12 protein-coding genes are annotated in these 19,037 nt (G+C 45.9%); 5 read left to right on the forward strand and 7 right to left on the reverse strand.

Annotated features, from left to right (window positions below; all coding sequences use genetic code 11):
• Nucleotides 1-102: 102 nt before the first annotated feature.
• A complete protein-coding gene (locus KUA46_RS13335; RefSeq protein WP_217746210.1) occupies nucleotides 103-1,311 on the forward strand; it encodes an alpha/beta hydrolase family protein in 1,209 nt (402 codons plus the stop codon).
• A 154-nt stretch (nucleotides 1,312-1,465) separates the two neighbouring features.
• On the opposite strand, the gene KUA46_RS13340 is transcribed toward KUA46_RS13335, so the two are convergent.
• Nucleotides 1,466-2,833 carry a DUF3843 family protein gene (locus KUA46_RS13340; protein WP_218487536.1) on the reverse strand — a complete coding sequence of 456 codons (1,368 nt, stop codon included), beginning with the start codon at nucleotides 2,831-2,833 and terminating at the stop codon, nucleotides 1,466-1,468.
• A gap of 239 nt (nucleotides 2,834-3,072) precedes the next feature.
• Between KUA46_RS13340 and KUA46_RS13345 the strand changes: the two genes are divergently transcribed.
• Together KUA46_RS13345 and KUA46_RS13350 are read left to right on the forward strand one after the other, a co-directional pair.
• Nucleotides 3,073-5,046: a DEAD/DEAH box helicase gene (locus tag KUA46_RS13345; RefSeq protein WP_153139077.1), complete on the forward strand. Its 1,974-nt coding sequence runs from the start codon at nucleotides 3,073-3,075 to the stop codon at nucleotides 5,044-5,046.
• Nucleotides 5,047-5,253: 207 nt separating this feature from the next.
• A complete protein-coding gene (locus KUA46_RS13350; RefSeq protein ID WP_153139079.1) occupies nucleotides 5,254-7,977 on the forward strand; it encodes a beta-glycosidase in 2,724 nt (907 codons plus the stop codon).
• A gap of 174 nt (nucleotides 7,978-8,151) precedes the next feature.
• Here the strand turns inward: KUA46_RS13350 and KUA46_RS13355 are convergent, their stop codons facing one another.
• Together KUA46_RS13355 and KUA46_RS13360 are read right to left on the reverse strand one after the other, a co-directional pair.
• A complete protein-coding gene (locus KUA46_RS13355; RefSeq protein ID WP_218487537.1) occupies nucleotides 8,152-10,293 on the reverse strand; it encodes a S46 family peptidase in 2,142 nt (713 codons plus the stop codon).
• Nucleotides 10,294-10,326: 33 nt separating this feature from the next.
• Nucleotides 10,327-11,493: a Fic family protein gene (locus KUA46_RS13360; protein WP_218487538.1), complete on the reverse strand. Its 1,167-nt coding sequence runs from the start codon at nucleotides 11,491-11,493 to the stop codon at nucleotides 10,327-10,329.
• A gap of 497 nt (nucleotides 11,494-11,990) precedes the next feature.
• Here KUA46_RS13360 and KUA46_RS13365 point away from each other — a divergent pair, with 497 nt between their 5' ends.
• Nucleotides 11,991-12,728, forward strand: coding sequence for a hypothetical protein (locus KUA46_RS13365; protein WP_194252939.1), 738 nt, complete (start codon nucleotides 11,991-11,993; stop codon nucleotides 12,726-12,728).
• Between the two features lie 70 nt (nucleotides 12,729-12,798).
• Here the strand turns inward: KUA46_RS13365 and KUA46_RS13370 are convergent, their stop codons facing one another.
• The 4 genes from KUA46_RS13370 to KUA46_RS13385 form a co-directional block, all read right to left on the reverse strand.
• A complete protein-coding gene (locus KUA46_RS13370; protein ID WP_264913769.1) occupies nucleotides 12,799-13,386 on the reverse strand; it encodes a hypothetical protein in 588 nt (195 codons plus the stop codon).
• A 142-nt stretch (nucleotides 13,387-13,528) separates the two neighbouring features.
• Nucleotides 13,529-14,068, reverse strand: a complete 540-nt coding sequence (locus KUA46_RS13375; protein WP_022121362.1) for a hypothetical protein — start codon at nucleotides 14,066-14,068, stop codon at nucleotides 13,529-13,531.
• A 717-nt stretch (nucleotides 14,069-14,785) separates the two neighbouring features.
• Nucleotides 14,786-16,249 (reverse strand): oligosaccharide flippase family protein, encoded by a 1,464-nt coding sequence (locus KUA46_RS13380; RefSeq protein WP_022121361.1) that lies wholly within the window; start codon nucleotides 16,247-16,249, stop codon nucleotides 14,786-14,788.
• A 101-nt stretch (nucleotides 16,250-16,350) separates the two neighbouring features.
• Nucleotides 16,351-17,580: a nucleoside recognition domain-containing protein gene (locus tag KUA46_RS13385; protein ID WP_119227406.1), complete on the reverse strand. Its 1,230-nt coding sequence runs from the start codon at nucleotides 17,578-17,580 to the stop codon at nucleotides 16,351-16,353.
• Between the two features lie 851 nt (nucleotides 17,581-18,431).
• On the opposite strand from KUA46_RS13385, the gene KUA46_RS13390 reads away from it, so the two are divergent.
• Nucleotides 18,432-19,037 carry a hypothetical protein gene (locus tag KUA46_RS13390; protein WP_153118410.1) on the forward strand — a complete coding sequence of 202 codons (606 nt, stop codon included), beginning with the start codon at nucleotides 18,432-18,434 and terminating at the stop codon, nucleotides 19,035-19,037.

Raw genomic sequence — 19,037 nt, forward strand, 5'->3', positions numbered from 1 at the left:
TTTAGGCAAAGGTACGCAAAAATATCGAGATAATTGGGCTCTTTTTGCGGATAATTTCTTAATTTTGCAAACAATAACTAATCTTATAAACGATACAACAGAATGAAAAGGATTATCACATATAGTATCATCGCATTGTTGCAGGCGTCGGTGGTGCTTGCTCAGACCTCTCCGAAGCCGAAGCTTCAGAAGCGGGAGAAGTATGAATGGCAGGGAGAGATTCCTACCTATGTAGAAACGCTGAAGAAGGAACTGACCTATCCGATGGCTTGGGGAAACAGTCCGATTAAGAATTTCAAGAAGTGGAAGAAGGCGGCAAGGGCGAAGGTGTTTGAATGCATGATGACGCCTCCGAAAGCGGCTGCGGCTTGGGATATGGAAGTGCTCGGTGAGGAGCAGAGAGACGGATATAAGGCGCAGAAAATCGCCTTTAATATCAACGCCTATTCCCGAATTACGGCTTATCTCCTGATTCCGGATGGCAAGGGACCATTCCCAACAGTCAATGCGCTTCATGATCATGGTGCCCATCTCTTTATCGGAAAGGAGAAGATGATTCGTCCTTTCTTTACTCCGGAAGAAAAAGATTCCCCTACGAAGCAGGCGCTCTGTCAGGAGATTCTGGATGATGCGGATGCGTGGGTAAGGCAACTTTACGATAATCAATACGTGGGCGATTATCTGGCGAAACATGGTTACGTGGTCTTTTCGGCAGATGCTCCGATGTGGGGAGAGCGAGGACGAAAGGAGGGCGTGGATAGAAACAAATACGATCTCATTGCCGGCAACATGATGATGCTGGGTAGAGACCTCTCTGCCTTCATGACTTACGATGATATCGCCAGCACCGAGTTCCTGGCTTCGCTGCCGATGGTAGATGCGAAGCGTATAGGATGCGTGGGTTGTTCGATGGGAGCCTATCGCTCGTGGATGCTCTCTGCATTATCGGATAGAATCAAGGCGGGTGCTTCCATCTGCTGGATGATTACCACAGATGCGCAGCTTACCCGGAGATTTGGAAGAAAGGAGAATGGCGGTTTTGCGAATTGCATCCCCGGTCTTCGCCAATATCTCGATTATCCACACATCGCCTCTCTCGCCTGTCCGAAGCCGATGCTCTTCATCAACGGCACAAAAGACAAGCTCTTCCCTGTGCCCGGTGTAAAAGATGCTTTCGCCGAAATGCACAAGGTTTGGAAGAGTCAGGGAGCAGATAATCTGCTGGATACGAAGCTTTGGGAAATCCCTCATTCCTGCGGTTTGAAGGCACAGGAGAAAATGCTGGAGTTTCTGGATAAGAATTTGAAATAAGAAATAAATAAAGAGCGGAAGAACAGCTTGAGGTTAACAGAGTTAACAGCTGATTTTCCGCTCTTTCTTTTATAAATCTTTAAAAGTCTACTACGCTAACCCCCTAAAAAATGGAGTTAGCGTAGTGAACTTTTTGAGTATGCTGAATGCGTCTTTACCACAACTCCTTAGGCGACAGGTCTTTGTCCTTTCTGCCCATCAAGTAGTAATCGGCAAGGAACTGGAGGTTTGCCTGCGTAATCTTCAAGCCTTCTTCCTTTACATACTGGCTCGTAAAGATGTTTGCGTCAGGAATCAGGTTGTTTTCTATCAGTTTGCAGACAATTTCGTAAGGGAATGGGAGACCATTGCCGCTGATAATGCCAAAGCTGTCGGTCTCTGCACGCTCCTGAACATAGTATGGGTTCTCAGGAGATGCGATGCAATGAGCCAGGCCGAAACTGATGTTGATGCCTGTATATGGACTTCCGCTTAAGATGATGCCTTTCTCGTATTTCTGAGGGAATCGGATGTCCTTTGGCAACTCGAATTCAATCTCCTTGAGGAATTCCTTCAGCGTCTTCACATCTTCCAGGAAGATGAACTTGTCTTCGTATCCCTTCGCCTTGAGCAGATTGTAGTCGTGAATCGCCTTCTCATGATCCACCTTTTCATGTAGCTCTATAGCCTTCTTCCTGAACTCCTCATCCTCCCAGAGCTTGTGGGTAGGCATGTTCCTGCAAATCTTGCGGAGCCATTCGTAAGAAGTGAACGCCAAGAGATTGTTTCTGCCGGCGATGGTCATTTCCATCTGCACAGAATAAGCGAGCGGTTCGGTGAGACCCTGAGGCGAGTTTGCTATTTGCTGGAGGGTAAACTGCAGGCGCTTTTGGTTGCCCACGTTGAAATAGCAGCCATAATGGAACCATGCCAAGGTGTCGCGACGGTGAATCTCATCCAACTCCTTGTTCTTCTCGATTTCCTCTTCGGTCGTTTCAGCGTTGCCCTCTATCTCAGGCATTTCGCTGAGATAAGTCAGAAGACGCTCGTTTTCCGGAGCCGTTTCATACTCTCTGTCGAGAATGTTGTAGGCAAGTTTGGCAGCCAGTTCCAGGGTTCCGAAGAGGAAAGGAACGGCTTCCTGTACGAAACTGCTCTGCTGGTAATGGTGCCAGAGCAGGAACTTGACATCAGCGATGTTGATTTCCTCAGGGTCGTAAGCCGGGTCATCTTCGTTGAGCGTACTCTTGATGAATTCGCTTTCTTTCTCATAGAAAGGAATGTAGGTGCCGTAGCGCTGCTTGCATTCTTCCGTGAAAGTCTTCCAAATGCCTGTGCCCGAAATCACATCTTCGAAATAACCGGCAATGCTGAGTGCTAGCTGCTTGGTGTCATCCATATTCTTGAAGTTATGGGTGTAGCACGCCTCGTCAAGAGCGTGGTATATTTCGTTGGCGAGTTCTGTATAATACAGATCTGTTTCGTCTGCTTTTTCGTATGGATGCAAAGCAATCCATTCTTGGGTGAAAATAACTTTTTTCATATATTTCAAGTTTTCTTGGTTATCTGCTTGTTGTAACTTTCATGCAAAGGTAATAAAATATTGCAGAAATCTGCAAGAAACTCACATTTTTTTCGTATCTTTGCACCCGAATTTAGGCAATCTTAATAAATGCGTGGGATTGCCGCAAGCGTTTCGGAAGGATTTTGCACCCTAATTCATGGCTGGGAGGGTGAATTCGGCCTTCCATTTTGATTATAATGAATTAAGGTTAAAAAGATTTGAAGACATTTGAAGAATTAGGCGTGAGCGAGGAGATTCGCCGTGCCATCGAAGAGCTTGGATTTGAGAATCCAATGCCAGTTCAGGAAGAAGTAATCCCATATTTGCTTGGTAATAAGAACGACGTAATTGCGTTGGCGCAGACCGGTACGGGTAAGACTGCATCTTACGGTATTCCGGTTATCCAGAAAACTGATGCCAGCAGCAAGCAGACACAGGCTATCATCCTCAGTCCTACACGTGAGCTCTGCCTCCAAATAGCAGACGATTTGAACAGTTTTGCCAAGTACATCGACGGTTTGCATATTGCCGCTGTTTATGGCGGTACTGACATCGGAAGCCAGATTCGCACCCTGAAACATGGTGTGCAGATTATCGTGGCTACCCCTGGCCGTCTGCTCGATTTGATTAATCGTGGCGTGGCTCAGTTGGAGAACGTGAACAACGTGGTGCTTGATGAGGCTGACGAGATGCTGAACATGGGCTTCTCTGAGAGCATCAATGCCATCTTCGAGAACGTTCCGGAAGATAGAAACACTCTGCTCTTCTCGGCTACCATGAGCAAGGACATCGAGAAGATTGCCCTCAACTACCTGCACGACCACAAGGAAATCGTAGTGGGTTCGCGCAACGAGGGTGCTGAGCATGTAAACCACATCTACTATCTGGTAAATGCCAAGGACAAGTATCTCGCCCTGAAGCGCGTGGTGGATTTCTATCCACGCATCTTTGCGATTATCTTCTGCCGCACCAAGCTGGAGACTCAGGATATTGCAGATAAGCTGATTAAGGATGGTTATAATGCTGAGGCGCTGCACGGCGACTTGAGTCAGCAGCAGCGTGACCTCACCATGCAGAAGTTCCGCAACCATACCGTTCAGTTCCTGGTGGCTACCGATGTGGCTGCCCGTGGTCTGGACGTAGATGATCTGACTCACGTTATCAACTATGGTTTGCCTGATGATGTGGCAAGTTACACCCACCGAAGCGGCCGTACGGGTCGTGCCGGAAAGAAGGGAACATCCATCTCTATCATCCATACCAGAGAGAAGTTCAAGGTTCGCCAGATTGAGAAGCAGATTGGCAAGGAGTTCGTGGACGGCGTTTTGCCAACTCCAGAGGAAATCTGCAAGAAGCAGCTCTTTAAGACCATGGACGATATCATGAAGACGGATGTGGATGAGGATCAGATTGAACCATACATGGCTGAAATCAACCGCCAGTTTGAGTACATCGACAAGGAGGACATCATCAAGAAGATGGTAACCATCACCTTCGGTAAGTTCCTCGATTACTATAAGAATGCTCCTGAGATTATCAAGCCAGAAACAGGCAAGGGCTCCCGTGGCGGCGAAGGTCGTGGAAGCCGTGGCGAGGGCCGTGGCAAGGTTTCTAACGGCCGCAGAAAGCATGAGACTGAGGCAGGTTTCAAGAGACTGTTCATCAACCTGGGTAAGGCTGATGGTTTCTATCCGGGCGAAATCATGCAGTATCTGAACAAGCACGTGAAGGGTCGCCAGGAGGTGGGTCACATCGACCTGCTGAGTAAGTTTGCCTACATCGAGGTGCCTGAGGAGGATGCGAAGCGCGTGATGAAGGCATTGAACGGTACTGAGTACAAGGGCAGAACCGTAAGATGTAACGATGCTGATGAGGAAGGTCATGGCAGAGCAGCCCGTGGCGGCCGCAGTTCTGAGGGCAGAGGCGGTCGTTCTTCAGAAAGAGGAGGTCGCGGTTCGGAAGGTCGTGGCCGCAGAGGTTCTTCTGATGATGCAAGAGACTCTCGAGATGCTCGTGGAAAGGGAGGACGTGGAAGCCGTGGTGAATCTCGTGGCGGCAGAAAGTCTCGCCCTCAGGAGGATACAGGCGATTGGCGCCAGTTCTTCCAGAACAACGACAACGTGAAGTTCAAGGGTGAGGAACCAAACTTCGAGGAAGAAGGCTGGGCTCGTCGCAGACCTAAGAAAAAGTAGTTTCGGCAGCGATTTTAATAAGATGAAAGCCTGCATCAAAGGGGATGTTTTGATGCAATATCCATATTTTGCGGTAAAAATACAGCAATTTCTTTGGTAAATTGCGGTGTTTTTACCGCAATTTTTGTATATTTGCAGCCGTAAACATCAAATTTATTGTATCTTTATACGCAATTTTAACCCTAAAAGATATTCTGTAATAAGTTAATGAAGAAAACTATTCTTATCGCTTGTCTGGGACTGGTAAGTCTGGGCTTGCAAGCACAGAGCATTTCGCTCGCGGGTGAATGGAATGTGGAGTTGGGAAAGAGCGGTAGCGCTTTCGCCAAGAGTAAGCGTGCCTCGCAGGGTGAGGTGAAGCGTGCCATTCTTCCCGGTACCATCGATACGAACCATCTGGGATTCGCTCCGAAAGATACGATGGAGACTACGCATCTTACGAGACTCTATGCCTATAAAGGAGCAGCAAGATATTCCAGAACCATCAATATCCCGAAGGACTGGAAGAAGCCGGTAGAACTCTTCCTGGAGCGTACCCGACCGACATGGGTGTATGTGGATGGAGAACTGGTGGATTCCTGCAACTTCATTTCTACTCCCCAGCGCTATCTTCTGCCAAAGAAGGTGAAGCCGGGCAAGCATCTCCTGGAAATCGTCGTGGATAATGGAAGAGGTGTGCCAGAGCAGGTTTACGGCTCCAGCCATGCTTATACAGAAGATACGCAAACCAACTGGAATGGAATTATCGGAAGGATAGAACTCCAGCTAGCCAGCTCTGTAGAGAGCAAATCTGCAGAAACTCTAACAGGAGCAATCCCTAGCCGTTCTGTAGCTTCTCCTACCGCCCTTCAGATGCCCGATTTCGCTAAGAATTTCCATATTGAGGGCGCTCACTTTTACGCCAATGGTCATAGGATATTCCTCCGTGGCAAGCACGATGCGGCTGTCTGGCCGCTGACGGGACATGTAGAGATGAGCGTGGAAGGCTGGATGAAGTATCTCGGAACCTGCAAGGAGTATGGAATCAACCATGTGCGCTTTCATTCCTGGTGCCCACCGGAGGCAGCTTTCGTGGCAGCGGACAGTCTGGGAATCTATCTCCAGCCGGAGCTTCCTTTCTGGGGTTCTTTTGACAAGAAGGATGAAAGGCTGATGGCGTTCCTGTATCAGGAAGGCGAGAACATCCTCAGAGAATACGGTCATCATCCATCTTTCAGAATGATGGCGCTGGGTAATGAACTCTGGGGCGACATTGACAAGATGAAGGAGTTTGTGGATGATTTCCGCAAGATTGCGCCAGATAAATACTATACCTTCGGCAGCAATTACTATCTCGGTTATCAGGGGATAAAAGAGGGAATGGATTACTTCACCACTTGCCGCATCGGAGGCGAGGGATGGGGCAAATACAATACTCATACCCGTGGTTCTTTCTCGTTTGCCGATGCCTACGATGGAGGAATGATCAATCATTTCCATCCTAATTCTACGATGAATTTTGATGAGGCTTGCGATAAGGCAGGAATCCCAATCATCTCTCACGAAACAGGCCAGTTTCAGACCTATCCTGATTATCGGGAGATGAAGAAATACACCGGAGTGCTTCATCCTTATAACTTTGAAGTGTTCCGCCGCAGGCTGGCTGCTGCCGGAATGCTTTCGCAGGCTGATGATTTCCACAAGGCTTCGGGCTTATGGAGCGTGAAACTCTATAAAGCCGATATAGAGATGGATTTGAGAACCCGGAATATGGCGGGCTTCCAACTGCTCGATATTCAGGATTATCCCGGTCAGGGAAGTGCTTTCGTAGGCATCCTGGATGCGTTTATGGAGAGCAAGGGAATCACTACGCCCGAGGAATGGCGCCAGTGGTGTTCGCCTGTGGTTCCTCTGCTGGAAATGAAGAAGTTCTGCTTCGTGGATGGCGAGAAGATTCAGGCTAAGGTAAAGGTAGCCAATTATGGCGGTTCTTCGCTGAAGGGCAAGAAACTGAAATGGCATCTGGCTGCCGAGAACGGATTGTTCTGTATGGATGATGGAACTTTCAGCACCAAGGATGGTGAAGTGAGAAAGAATGTGAGCGACTTGATGGCTGAGGATGAGGGAGTATTGAACATCTTTTCATACGATGAAGGTTTGGTGGATGTGGGTGAACTGAATGGTGTTTTCCACGTGCAGAAACCTACCAAGCTGCTTCTTACATTAAACATTGAAGGAACAGAGGCGAGAAACTCCTACGAACTTTGGATTTATCCGAAGAAGGCTTTGGAAAAGAAGGGTGTTATCATAGCCAAGGATTTGAATGATGAAGTGGTGAAAGTCTTGGAAAAGGGCGGAAAGGTGCTTTGGATGCCTACGGCTTCCAGCCATTTCGTGGCTGCCGATGATACGCTTTCGCAGGCAGGTAATGCTACTCCTTATACAGTGGGCGGACTCTTCCAGACCGATTACTGGAACTATCGTATGTTCAAGACCATCTGCGAGAACAACAAAAAGAAGGTTTCTCCAGGAACTCTGGGCATTCTTACGAATCCAAATCATCCGATATTCAAGAGTTTCCCTACGGAAATGCACACCAACTGGCAATGGTTCCCGGTTATCAAGGAATCGCATCCACTGGTGCTTGACAACTTCGCCAAGGATTATCGCCCGATTGTTCAGGTGATAGATAATATCGAGCGAAATCATAAGTTGGGTTTGGTGATGGAATGGAAGGTGGGAGCCGGAAAGCTCCTCGTCTGCATGAGCGATTTGGAGAAGGCTGCCAAATACCCGGAAGGCAAGGCTTTCTATCAGAGTGTACTGAACTATATGCGCTCTGCCGATTTCAATCCATCTGCAGAAATAACGGTGGATGAATTGAAAAAGAAACTTGCCGAAAAGCCTCGTCAGGTTTCATTGAAGGAGCTGAATAATATCTCGCAATATTAATCGGAAACCTGTAAGTTGCGAATCTTTTAGATAAAACAAGTTGAAAATCAGTAAGATAGCAAGAATAGAAAAACAAAATAAAACAAGAGCGGAAAGCCAGAAGTTAACAGGTTAACAGTTAACAGCTGATTTTCCGCTCTTTTTATATCATCTCTGTTGATTCAGAGATAGAATTTACTTTGCATTGATCTCCTTCAAGAGGCGGTCTGCGTGTCCCCACTTATCCATCAGGTAGAGCACATAGCGGATGTCCACACCAATGCAGCGAGCCAGGCGCTTGTCGAAGTTGATGTCAGAGCTGAGGCTGTCCCAGTTGCCATCGAAGGCAAGACCAATCAACTCTCCCTTGCCGTTGAACATAGGGCTACCAGAGTTACCACCGGTAATATCGTTGTTGGTGAGGAAGCAGAGCTGCATCTTGCCAGTCGTCTTATCCTGATACTTGCCGAAATCCTTCTCAGAGAGGAGCTCGTGCATGATAGGCTCAGCGTAGTAATCGATGAACTTATCGCCCTGCTTCATCTTCTCAACGAGGCTCTCGGCTGTGGTATAATAGCCTGATGGCTTGCCACCGAGGTCGAAACCGCCTACCTGACCGTAGCTCAATCGCATGGTGAAGTTGGCGTCGCTGTAGTGAGGCATGTCCTCCTCCATACGGAGCTTGGCAGCACAGAGATACTTCTCCTGCTCGGCGATGCTATCGTTGATGCTGCCCATCTGAGCAGCGAAATCTGCAAATACATCGTTCAAATCCATACCGAAGCTTACGCCTGGATCCTTCTCATATCCCTTCTTGTTGAAATAGAGCTTGGCACCCTTCTTCATGATGAGCGACTTCTCCCAGAGATAATCCACATATTTGGCGTAGTTACCGCCAAACTCAGCGTCGATGGTCTTGTAGAACTTAGGCAACCACTTGCTGTCTACGTGCTCCTTGTAATTCTTCAAGAGGGTAGCGAGCACCTCCTTATCGAGCGCCATATCCCATTCTGCAGAGTTATCTTCAAACTCATGATACTGCTTCTTCTTGTTCTTCTCAGGACCCTTCACCTCCATGTTGGTCTGGAGCTTGATGGCACGGGTAGAGAACTCGATGTTGCTTCTTCTTGTGAAAGATTCAGCGAAGTTGGTCCAGGCATACTTCACGTCTGCGCTCTCCTTGTAGAGCTTGGCGAGCTTGTCGAAATCTACCTTGTGGGCGAGGTCGTTGGCTGCCTTGGCTGTATCCTGCCAAGCACGGAGACGGGTTTCGTACTCACGCTTCAGATTCACGATGCCGATAGAGTCGATACACTTGTTCATACCGATGGCATTCTTCCAGTAGTTGGAGCTCTGGGCGTACTTGCTGTCATACTTGATGCGCACAGCCTCGTCGGCACGCATGTGCTTCTGCATCACCTCCTGCTTTACGCCACGAACCTGGGCACGAGGCGCATTCTCAGCATCGCGCATGGTCTGGATTCCGTAGCTTGAGAGATAGCGCTCTGTGCTGCCTGGGTAACCCATGGTCATCGCATAGTCGCCATCCTTGTAACCCTGGAGAGAAACCTGTGCCCAACGCTTTGGATGATAAGGCACATTATCCTTGCTGTAGGCAGCAGGACCATTGGTCTTAGGGTCGGCATAGATGCGGAATACAGAGAAGTCGCAGGTCTGGCGAGGCCACATCCAGTTGTCTGTATCGCCACCAAACTTACCCATAGACTTTGGTACGGTGAAAACCAGACGTAGGTCGGTGAAGTCGCGGTAAGTAGTAGCGTACCATTTGTTGCCCTCGTAGAAAGGCTGAACGGTGATATGGAGGGTAGAATCGTTCTTCTTCACCTCCTTAGTCATCTCGTTCTCCAGAGAATCGATGAGTTCATCGCGCTTCTTGTTGTCGAGTTTCTCGTATCCGAGGCTCATCACCTTATCGGTTACATCCTTCTGTTCAACCATAAAGCTGACGAACATATTCTCGTTAGGCAATTCCTCTGCGTAAGATTTAGCAAAGAAACCGTTGAGCATATAGTCGTGCTCCACGGTAGAGTGGCTTCTGATAGCCTCGAAACCGCAATGGTGGTTGGTAAAGACCAAACCGTCTGGAGAAACGACTACGCCCGAGCAATAGCCCGAGAAGTTAACCACAGCATTCTTCAAGGCGTTCTCGCCGTTGTAGAGCTGGTCGTAAGTCATACTGAAGCCTTCGCGCTGCATCATCTCATACACAGCGTTAGGCAAGTTGTAAATCGTCCACATTCCCTCGTCAGCGTGAGCGGTATTGATTCCGCAGAACGCCATGATAGAGGCGATAAGGACCGTTGCTTTTTTCTTCATTACTTGTTTTTGTTTTCTATTTTTATTATGATGTTATTTATTCTTTTTCTCATACCATTCTTTCCAAGTCTTTGCCTGTTCTGTCATTCGATATTGCTGGCGTGGATGTCTTGGGGTGTTTGGATATTTCCTTTCAATAGCTTTTTCTAAGAGGGCAGCGTTTAAATATAGTTCACTAAAACTTTTTCTGTCCTTTAGTCCGATTGCACCCATAATTTCCGCAGATGTCATATATTCATCGTTAAAGGATAGAATAAGAGTCTCCACATGTTGACTGAACTTGTGGGGTACTTGTGGGGTACTTGAGGATAGCTTGCGGGGTACTTGTGGGGTACCTATTCTTGGCTGCTCTTTCCATTCATCAGTCGGCCGGATATGCAAATATCTGTTCTTGAGAACCCAACTATCTTTTAGGAGTAAGTTCCTGAAGAAACGAACCAGGTAGATAGGAGAATAATCTATGCCTTTCTGAATGTTTCGATAGTTGGCACGAACCAGGGCATTGCGGAAATACCAGGAGTGTTTGGCAAACATTTCATTGTTCACTTCATATCCTAACGAGCGGAGGTATTGGATGGTGAAAATTGCCGTGGTTCGGGTGTTTCCCTCTCTGAAAGCATGGATTTGCCAGATGCCTGAAATGAATTTGGCAATATGCTCAATCTTCTCATCATCCGTCAGACCTTTATATGAGAAGTTCTTCTCCTGTTCAATATCCCAATCCAAGGCTCTTCGCAAGTCTTCCCAATTCAGGTAGTTTACGGAATCTCCTTCGAGCACCCATTCTTTCTTGGAAATATCGTATTGGCGGATTTCTCCTGCGTGCTTGAATACTCCCTCGAAAATTCTTCGGTGCAGGGAAACATATCCGTTGGTATTGAAGGCAAAGGTCTTGCTGGCGAGAATCTTCGCGATGTTGACCGAAACCTTATCTGCCTCTTCCTCGTCTTCATCCTTAGGTGTACGGACCGTCTTGCTCTGATAGTAAGAGTCAATCAGTTTCCTGGTTTCATCCAGAGAGATTTCCCCTTCGATGTTTCGTTTAGCCACATCTATGAGATACGCCGATGGTTGCAGCCCATCTACAGCCTGCAATCCGATAGCCGTCTTCCAGTTCTCTGCGCTTTCCTTCTGCGAAGGCTCTCCTTGTCGAAGATACTCATCGAAGGATGCGAACTCGTTGATATTATCTTTATTCATAGATGTAATGCTTGATATTTAACTTTGCAAAGTTACGACTATTTCCCGAGATTACCAATGATTTAGGGTAAAATATTAAAGAATTGCCCATTTATAGCTTACTTGTGTGCCTAAACATTATTTTTCTTAGAAAAAACTTATTTAAAATGATACGATTTTCAGAAATAATAACTACCTTTGCATTCGAGTTGGAGCGGCATGAAAAGACTTGTTGTGATGAAGACTCAATTTAATATAGAGCGTTTTGATATTATCCAAGGACTGAAATGTGGAAGTTTCAATACTTGTTTGGATAATGGCAATTCAGCTCACGCATAGGATAATTATACCCTTTTCTAAAGGGCATGATATATCTTCTAGCGTGGGCTATTGTTTCATTGCCAACAAGCAGGTCCTTCCACAACCTCAGTCCTGGCATATAAGCAATAGTTCCCACGCTTTTCCTATTTATTAACCGCTATACTTCTGGGAAACAGTTGGCAAAATAGTTGGTAATAATGTATTTATCTTATAACGAATTTGTCTGCACATTATCTAAGGTTACTAGTGCGACAAGTGTGACTGGTCAGAAATATTATGATATTCATGTCATTGATAATTTGATATGCGGCAAAAGAGGAATCGGAACCTCTTTTCAAATTAAATTGGCAAAACTATATAATGCCTATATAGATTTACCTATTATCAATACAACGACTCTCAAGCCTTATGTTGGTGGTGTGCAATCTCCAGCACTAGCTATATTGGTGGAAGCAAATCTGGTTAAGACTCCTGCGTCGGATGATTTTGTGTTAAATGATAGAGAAAAAGGAGAATTAATAAAGCCTATAGTTGATAACGAAAACTCAACAAAAGGTAAAAGCAAAAGTAACAATAAAAAGTTTTATGTGATAGTTTTACTATGTATTGTCTTGGGACTGTTGATAAAGTTTTCAAGTAAACCGAGTCTTGATGCAATAGGTTGTATGGATGAATTAATTCCCAACAAAGAATATGTCATACAACAGAACACAATAGCTACTTATGATAAGGAAAACAATGCGCTTTTAACACAATATTCTGTGGATCAGAATGATATGGGCGTTACCCAGATGTTACTTGATGGTAGGGCAAAAATGATTCCTGCTGGACGTCGGGCAAGATTTATTAAAATTATACGGGGAAATGCTGTTGTTCATATAGAGGGTGAAGCTTTTAATATGATAATTCCAACATCTGCATTAGTTCCCGAATAACTTGCTCTGCAATTAGTTGAGCAAAGTTTTGATAACTTACGTAGAAGAGACAATGAGTGAGGCATGAGCTTCACTCTTTTTTTGAATAGTTCGGAGAGTATTTCTTGTAGGTATCTAATCCATCCGTATCTGATTTGAAGATGATGGTGTCGATGAAGTAGAAGTTGCAATCATCACCAACCAAAACATTGTTTGGTACGGCATCGAAGATGTCGTGAATGCCATTGGTGAAATATTCTCCATTGTCTTCTGCGTGAAAACCGATGCGCTCAAACTCAGCCTTGATTTCTTCGGGAGTAGCTTCCCTCGCATTAACAACAAGCTGTTGGCGAAGGACAGCACAAACTTTTCCATCTCGATTCTGTGAGAAACCGATGAAATCGTAGGCGCAATCTGGAAAGTATTGGTTATGGGCAGGAATTCGTTCAAAGAATGGAGTAAGGTTGTCGTCAGAATAACGGAAGTCGTTAAGTTTATAAACGTGTATTCCATCATAGGCCATATAAACCTCGTTCTCTGAACCTCGGTCAGAGAACACACCTAATGACTCCGGATTTTCAATCCAGCAATCATTCTCCTTAGCCCAGTCTTTTAACCTTGCAATTTGGACTCCCTTGCAAGCCGTTGTTCCCGCAAGCGCTTGAATTGAGCTAAGCACTCCTCCAGCGAAAGCGGATGCTCTCGCCAATAAGCCATGGAAGCCATCTTCTGGGCATTGACTTTCTTGTGATAATCGTTCAGTTGTATCTCCATCCATTTATGTATTATATTGTTAGAATATTACGTTTGCAAAGTTACGACTATTTCCCGAATTTTCCAAGGCTTCGCTTGATTTTCTTCATAATTTGCCTTTTTGCCGATAACATTCCTGGTGATAGAACCTCCTGTTCCAGCATATCCAGAGCCATTCTTAACTCTTCGAGGAGTTCGGGATAGTATTTCATCTGCTCGTAGGCGAGCTTCATGCAGTAGCAGCGGATGGCGTAGGGCTGGGAACAGGCGGTAATCTTGGCGATGCAGAAATCGATGAAATCAGAACGGAGTGATTCTTCCTCGAAAGGCTGACGGAGAAGAAGATTGAGCATCAGGCGGCGCTTGGTCTCATTCTTCTCTACGAGAACCCTATCTATCAGTTCGTCATATTTCTGAAAGAGCCAAGGGTTGTTGGCTTCATCGAAATGGCTTAAAGCCCAAAGCGCATTGAACGATACGCGGTCGTTTTCATCGAAGGTGAGTTGGTAAAGCTCTTCCTTCCGGTGGTCGTTCTCCTTACCTTGTGTCATGATGCATATCTTGTTGATATCGTTCATATTGATCTTGTCTTGTAGTATCTTTCTCATGCTCTTTATTTTTTATGAGGGAATAATCGTTGCAAAGATATACTTTTATGAGGGAATAACGAAAAGGAAGATTACTTTTTTTGAGAATTCTCGGACTATTTCTTGTTTTTGAGGTATAGAATGGGAGAAAAAGTCAAGTTGAACAATCGATGGATTCATTGTTGTACGTCTAAAGGTTTATAGTTGTACAACTGAAGGGTGTGTAGTTGTACAACTAAAAGGTGTACAGTCGTACAACTAAAGGGGGTATTGTTGTACGATTAAAAGGTGTTGTCACTAGGCTCGGCAGACCTGCTGACTGCAGTGAGCAGACCTGCTGACTAGGCTCAGCAGAGCTGCTGAGCCTAGTGGCAACTTTCCAGAAGCAGTCTCCTTGAACTCCATATTCTATCTCTTTGAACCTGATCAGACGTCTTCTTTCACTTGCGCAGTCATATTCTTCAGCTTACGGAGCCGTATCCTTCGGTTAACGGAGCCGTATCCTTCAAAATACTCAGTCGTCTCGTTTCGTTCACTCAGCCGTTTGCTTTAGCTCTTATAGGGCGCCTTGCTGGCTGCTATTATATCCTGAGTATTGCTCGGGACCAGGAACATTGGGTCCTTTTGTCTATTCTTGAACCGCATGTGAAGGTTCTGTATAATATAAACAAAAGAAGTCCGTGGACTTACACATTGTCCACGGACTTCTTGGAATATAATCTCAATGATTGGAATCTCTTACTTTCTAAAGTATTTTCCCACCACTGGCAGACTCTTCAATGGGAAATCCTTCTTCACGAGATAAGCGGCGAAGATGAGGATGAGCACCGTGTTGATGAGGCAGGCAATTCCACTGGAGAAGTATCTGTTAGCCTCGGTCATTCCTGCGAAGAGGATGAGGGCGAGAACCACATAAATCATAATCTCCTTCACCGGATAGTTGATTGGATACTTCTTCTGACCCACAAAGTAGGAGAGAAGCATGGCTGTTCCATATCCAGCAAAACCAGCCCAGGCACAGGCGATGTAACCATAAACAGGTACGAAGATAACGTTGATGGCAATCAATACCGCACAACCGATGCCTGAGAAGTAAGCACCCCAGATGGTCTTGTCGATGAGCTTGTACCAGAAACTGAGGTTGAAGTAAACTCCCATCATGATTTCGGCAGCCATTACGATAGGCACTACCTTCAAACCATCCCAGTAGTCGCGACCGATGATGTGGCGCAATACATCCAGATAACCTACTACCACCAGGAAGGCGAGCAGGGTGAAGATGACGAAATATTTCATCGCCGAAGCGTAAGTCTGTCGGTTGTCCTTATCCTTCGCCTTGCCGAAAACGAACGGCTCGTAAGCATAGCGGAAAGCCTGGGTAATCATCGCCATGATCATCGCAATCTTGCTGGCTGCTCCGTAGATTCCGAGCTGCGCATGCGCATCGCCCTTCTCATAGATGTAAGGGAAGAGAATCTTGTCGGCTGTCTGGTTCAGAATACCGGCAATACCGAGTACGAGAATAGGCCAGCTGTAGCCCATCATCTTCCTGACGAGTACCTTGCACTCGCTCCAGGAGCATTTCTCGCCCATGAATCCTTCCTTCAGTTCCTTGTAGAAACAGAAGGTGATGGAGGCGGTACAAACCAGGTTGATGTAGAAAGCATAACCCACATCGTGACCATCCATGATGACGTAGTAAACCAGGTTGAGCGCAATGTTCAGACCGATGAAGAGCAACTTGAAGGCAGCAAACTTCAATGGGCGCTTCTTGTATCTGAGGTAAGCGAATGGAATGCACTGGAAGGCATCAATAGCCACGGTTACGAACATGGTCCATACATAAGCCGGATGGTCGGCGTAGCCCATCGCATCGCTCAAAGGCGTGATGAAGAGGAATACCAGGGCGATGAAGAGTAGGGAAGTGAAGCCCACCATGCTCAATACCGTGTGATAAACCTTTTCCGAGTTTTCTCCCTCCTTGTTGACAAAACGGAAGAAGGTGGTCTCCATTCCGTAGGTCAGGATAACGAGGAGTAACGCCGTATAGGCGTACATGTTGGTGATGACACCATAACCACCACTTGCGGCGCTGATCTTTGCCGTATAGAGTGGTACAAGCAGATAGTTGAGGAATCTGCCGATGATACTGCTCAAACCATAGATGGCGGTATCCTTTGCGAGTGATTTTAAACTTGCCATTATCTTTCTTAATGTTGAATGTTAAGTATTAAATGTTAAATTGGGCTTGCGCCGTCATTCAAAGATTATCTGTGTAAATCTGTGAAATCTGTGGGAGACTCTTATCCGAAGAATAAATATGCTATAGCGATTGCTGCGATGACTCCTGCCAAATCGGCAAGCAAGCCGCAAGCCACGGCGTGGCGGGTATTCCTGATACTTACGCTTCCGAAATATACTGCCAATATATAGAAGGTGGTATCGGTGGAACCCTGGAAGATGCAGCTCAATCTGCCCACAAACGAATCAGGACCATAGTTCTTCATCGCCTCCAGCATCATGCCTCGTGCACCACTTCCAGACAGCGGTTTCATGATGGCGGTAGGTAGGGCGCCTACGAAATCGGCATTCAAGCCGCATTGTTCTACCGACCACGAAATGCCCTGAATCACCATATCCATCGCTCCCGAAGCACGGAACACGCCGATGCCCACAAGGATAGCTACGAGATAAGGGATAATCTTCACCGCCGTAGTAAAACCTTCCTTCGCTCCCTCGATAAATGCATCATAAACATTCACCTTCTTCCAGAAACCAGCCAGGATGAAGCTGAGGATGATGCCCAGGAGAATCATGTTAGAAGCCAAGGTGGTAACCGTGTTCATCGTATCCTTGTCCATCTGTCCGAATCCCCAAATGATGATGCCTACGAAGGCGCACATTCCCAACAGAGTAGCGAGCAATACCGGCTGCAGGATGTTGATGCGCTGCCAGAGCGAAGTGATGATGATTCCGGCAAGCGTAGCCACGAGCGTAGCCATCAGAATAGGGATGAAGACATCCGTAGGCTGGGCTGCACCATAGGAAGCACGGAAGGCGAGGATGGTGGTAGGGATGATGGTGAGTCCTGAGGTGTTCAGAACCAGGAACATAATCATCGGGTTCGTTGCCGTATCCTTCTTCGTGTTGAGTTCCTGCATCTGCTGCATCGCCTTCAATCCGGTAGGCGTTGCCGCATTATCGAGTCCCAGCATATTCGAAGCGATGTTCATGAAGATGCTTCCCATCACCGGATGGTTTTTCGGAATATCGGGGAAGAGACGGGTGAAGACCGGGCTGAGTGCTCTTGCCAACACATTCACAACTCCCGCCTTCTCTCCAATCTTCATGATGCCAAGCCAGAGGGCGAGCACGCCCGTCAGTCCGAGAGAAATCTCGAAGGCATTCTTGGAAGAATCGAAGGTGGAATCTACAATCTTCTGGAAGATAGTCGTATCTCCCATTGCCAATCCGATGAGTGCGAAGATGAACGCAATCACGAAAAATGCTATCCAAATGTAATTTAAAACCATATTCTGTTTATGCTTTCTTAATCGTTGTTATTGCTAGTGGAATTCTTTGCGGATTGCTCTTTCAAATCGGAGAGCCACTTCACATAGTTGCTATCCGACATAATAGATTCACTATTCACGAATTGGGGTATGCTATTCTTTTCTGTCATATCGTTTACTCTTCTGTTTTATTTGTTGCTTTTCCAAGCACGGGTGCAAAAGTACAATAAAAATTTCGCATAGCGTGGTTAAATACAGAAAAATCCCTCAGAGAGGGAGGATTTTGATGAATTTTATCCCTCAATGAGGATTTTTTGCAAAAAACTTTTGTTCTTTCAAACATTATTCGTATATTTGCCGATGATTCTGAGTAAGAATCACGACATAATGGAAAAGGCGCATACTTAGCGCTTTGTTCTTGACGGATTGAAACTTCGCAAACTTCATGCATTGTCAGAACATAGCAACGGTAGGTGCTCTCGGGATGTGTTAATTCACATCCCTTTACTGGTATGGCTTATTGCGTCAAGGCGATAGGTCTATATCCGTATGGGGAAAAGTGTATACATATCGGCGTGGGCTTCGACGTTGCTCGTTCAACAATGCAGGGCAATGCGAAGGCCTCAGAGAGTGGGACGAGTGACAGGTAAGTTCCCACGCTTTTTTATTTTGCCGAAACCGAAATCTTAACCCGCCAAGTCTCGGGAACACCTGGCAAAATGATAATATACCAATGAAACAGAATGATTTTTACTACTTTTGTTAAGCCGAAATCAAGAAATTTCGCTTATGAACCATTATGGACTTGATAGTGTCAAGTAGAAACACTATCTTTGTCCCCGACATTTAATAACTTTAAAATAGAATAGCGTATGAAACATGTAAATGCTTATCCTTTTGTTGGTAAGGATTACGAGAAAGGATTCTTGAATAGTGGTAAGAAAGTCTTGATATTAGGGCATAGCCATTATAATGAAGAAAATGCTGGTGCTCCTTGTCACCATACATTTACTCAAGAAATTGTGGACGGTTTTGTAAGTGGTGAAGATGCCTCTTTCTATAGAGGCTATACTAGCCAAACAAAGGCTTTGTTGAACAGGGAAATATCTGTAGATGATAGAGAATGCGTTTGGAATCAACTTGCTTTTTACAATTTTATTCAGTTCAATATAGCAAGACCAGGTGTAAAGGATACTTCTGACGAGTTTAATAGCTCTGTTTCGGCATTCAAGGAAATTCTTGAAGAGTTGAAACCTGATGTTATCATAACTTGGGGTTATGGTCTCTTCAATAGACTTTATCCTCTTGGCGAGAAAGATGGTGAGAAACTGTTTCTGGCTAATGGTGATGAGGTTAATACTCGTTGGTTTAGCACTGGCGGCGAAGATAAGGCTCTTATGATTCGCCAGCGTCATCCTTCTCGTGGATATTCTTGGCGAGAATGGGCTAAGGTTTATCAAGATTTGTTTGACAAATAG

It is taken from the genome of Segatella copri, from assembly GCF_019249765.2.
GTDB classification, from domain to species: domain Bacteria; phylum Bacteroidota; class Bacteroidia; order Bacteroidales; family Bacteroidaceae; genus Prevotella; species Prevotella copri_K.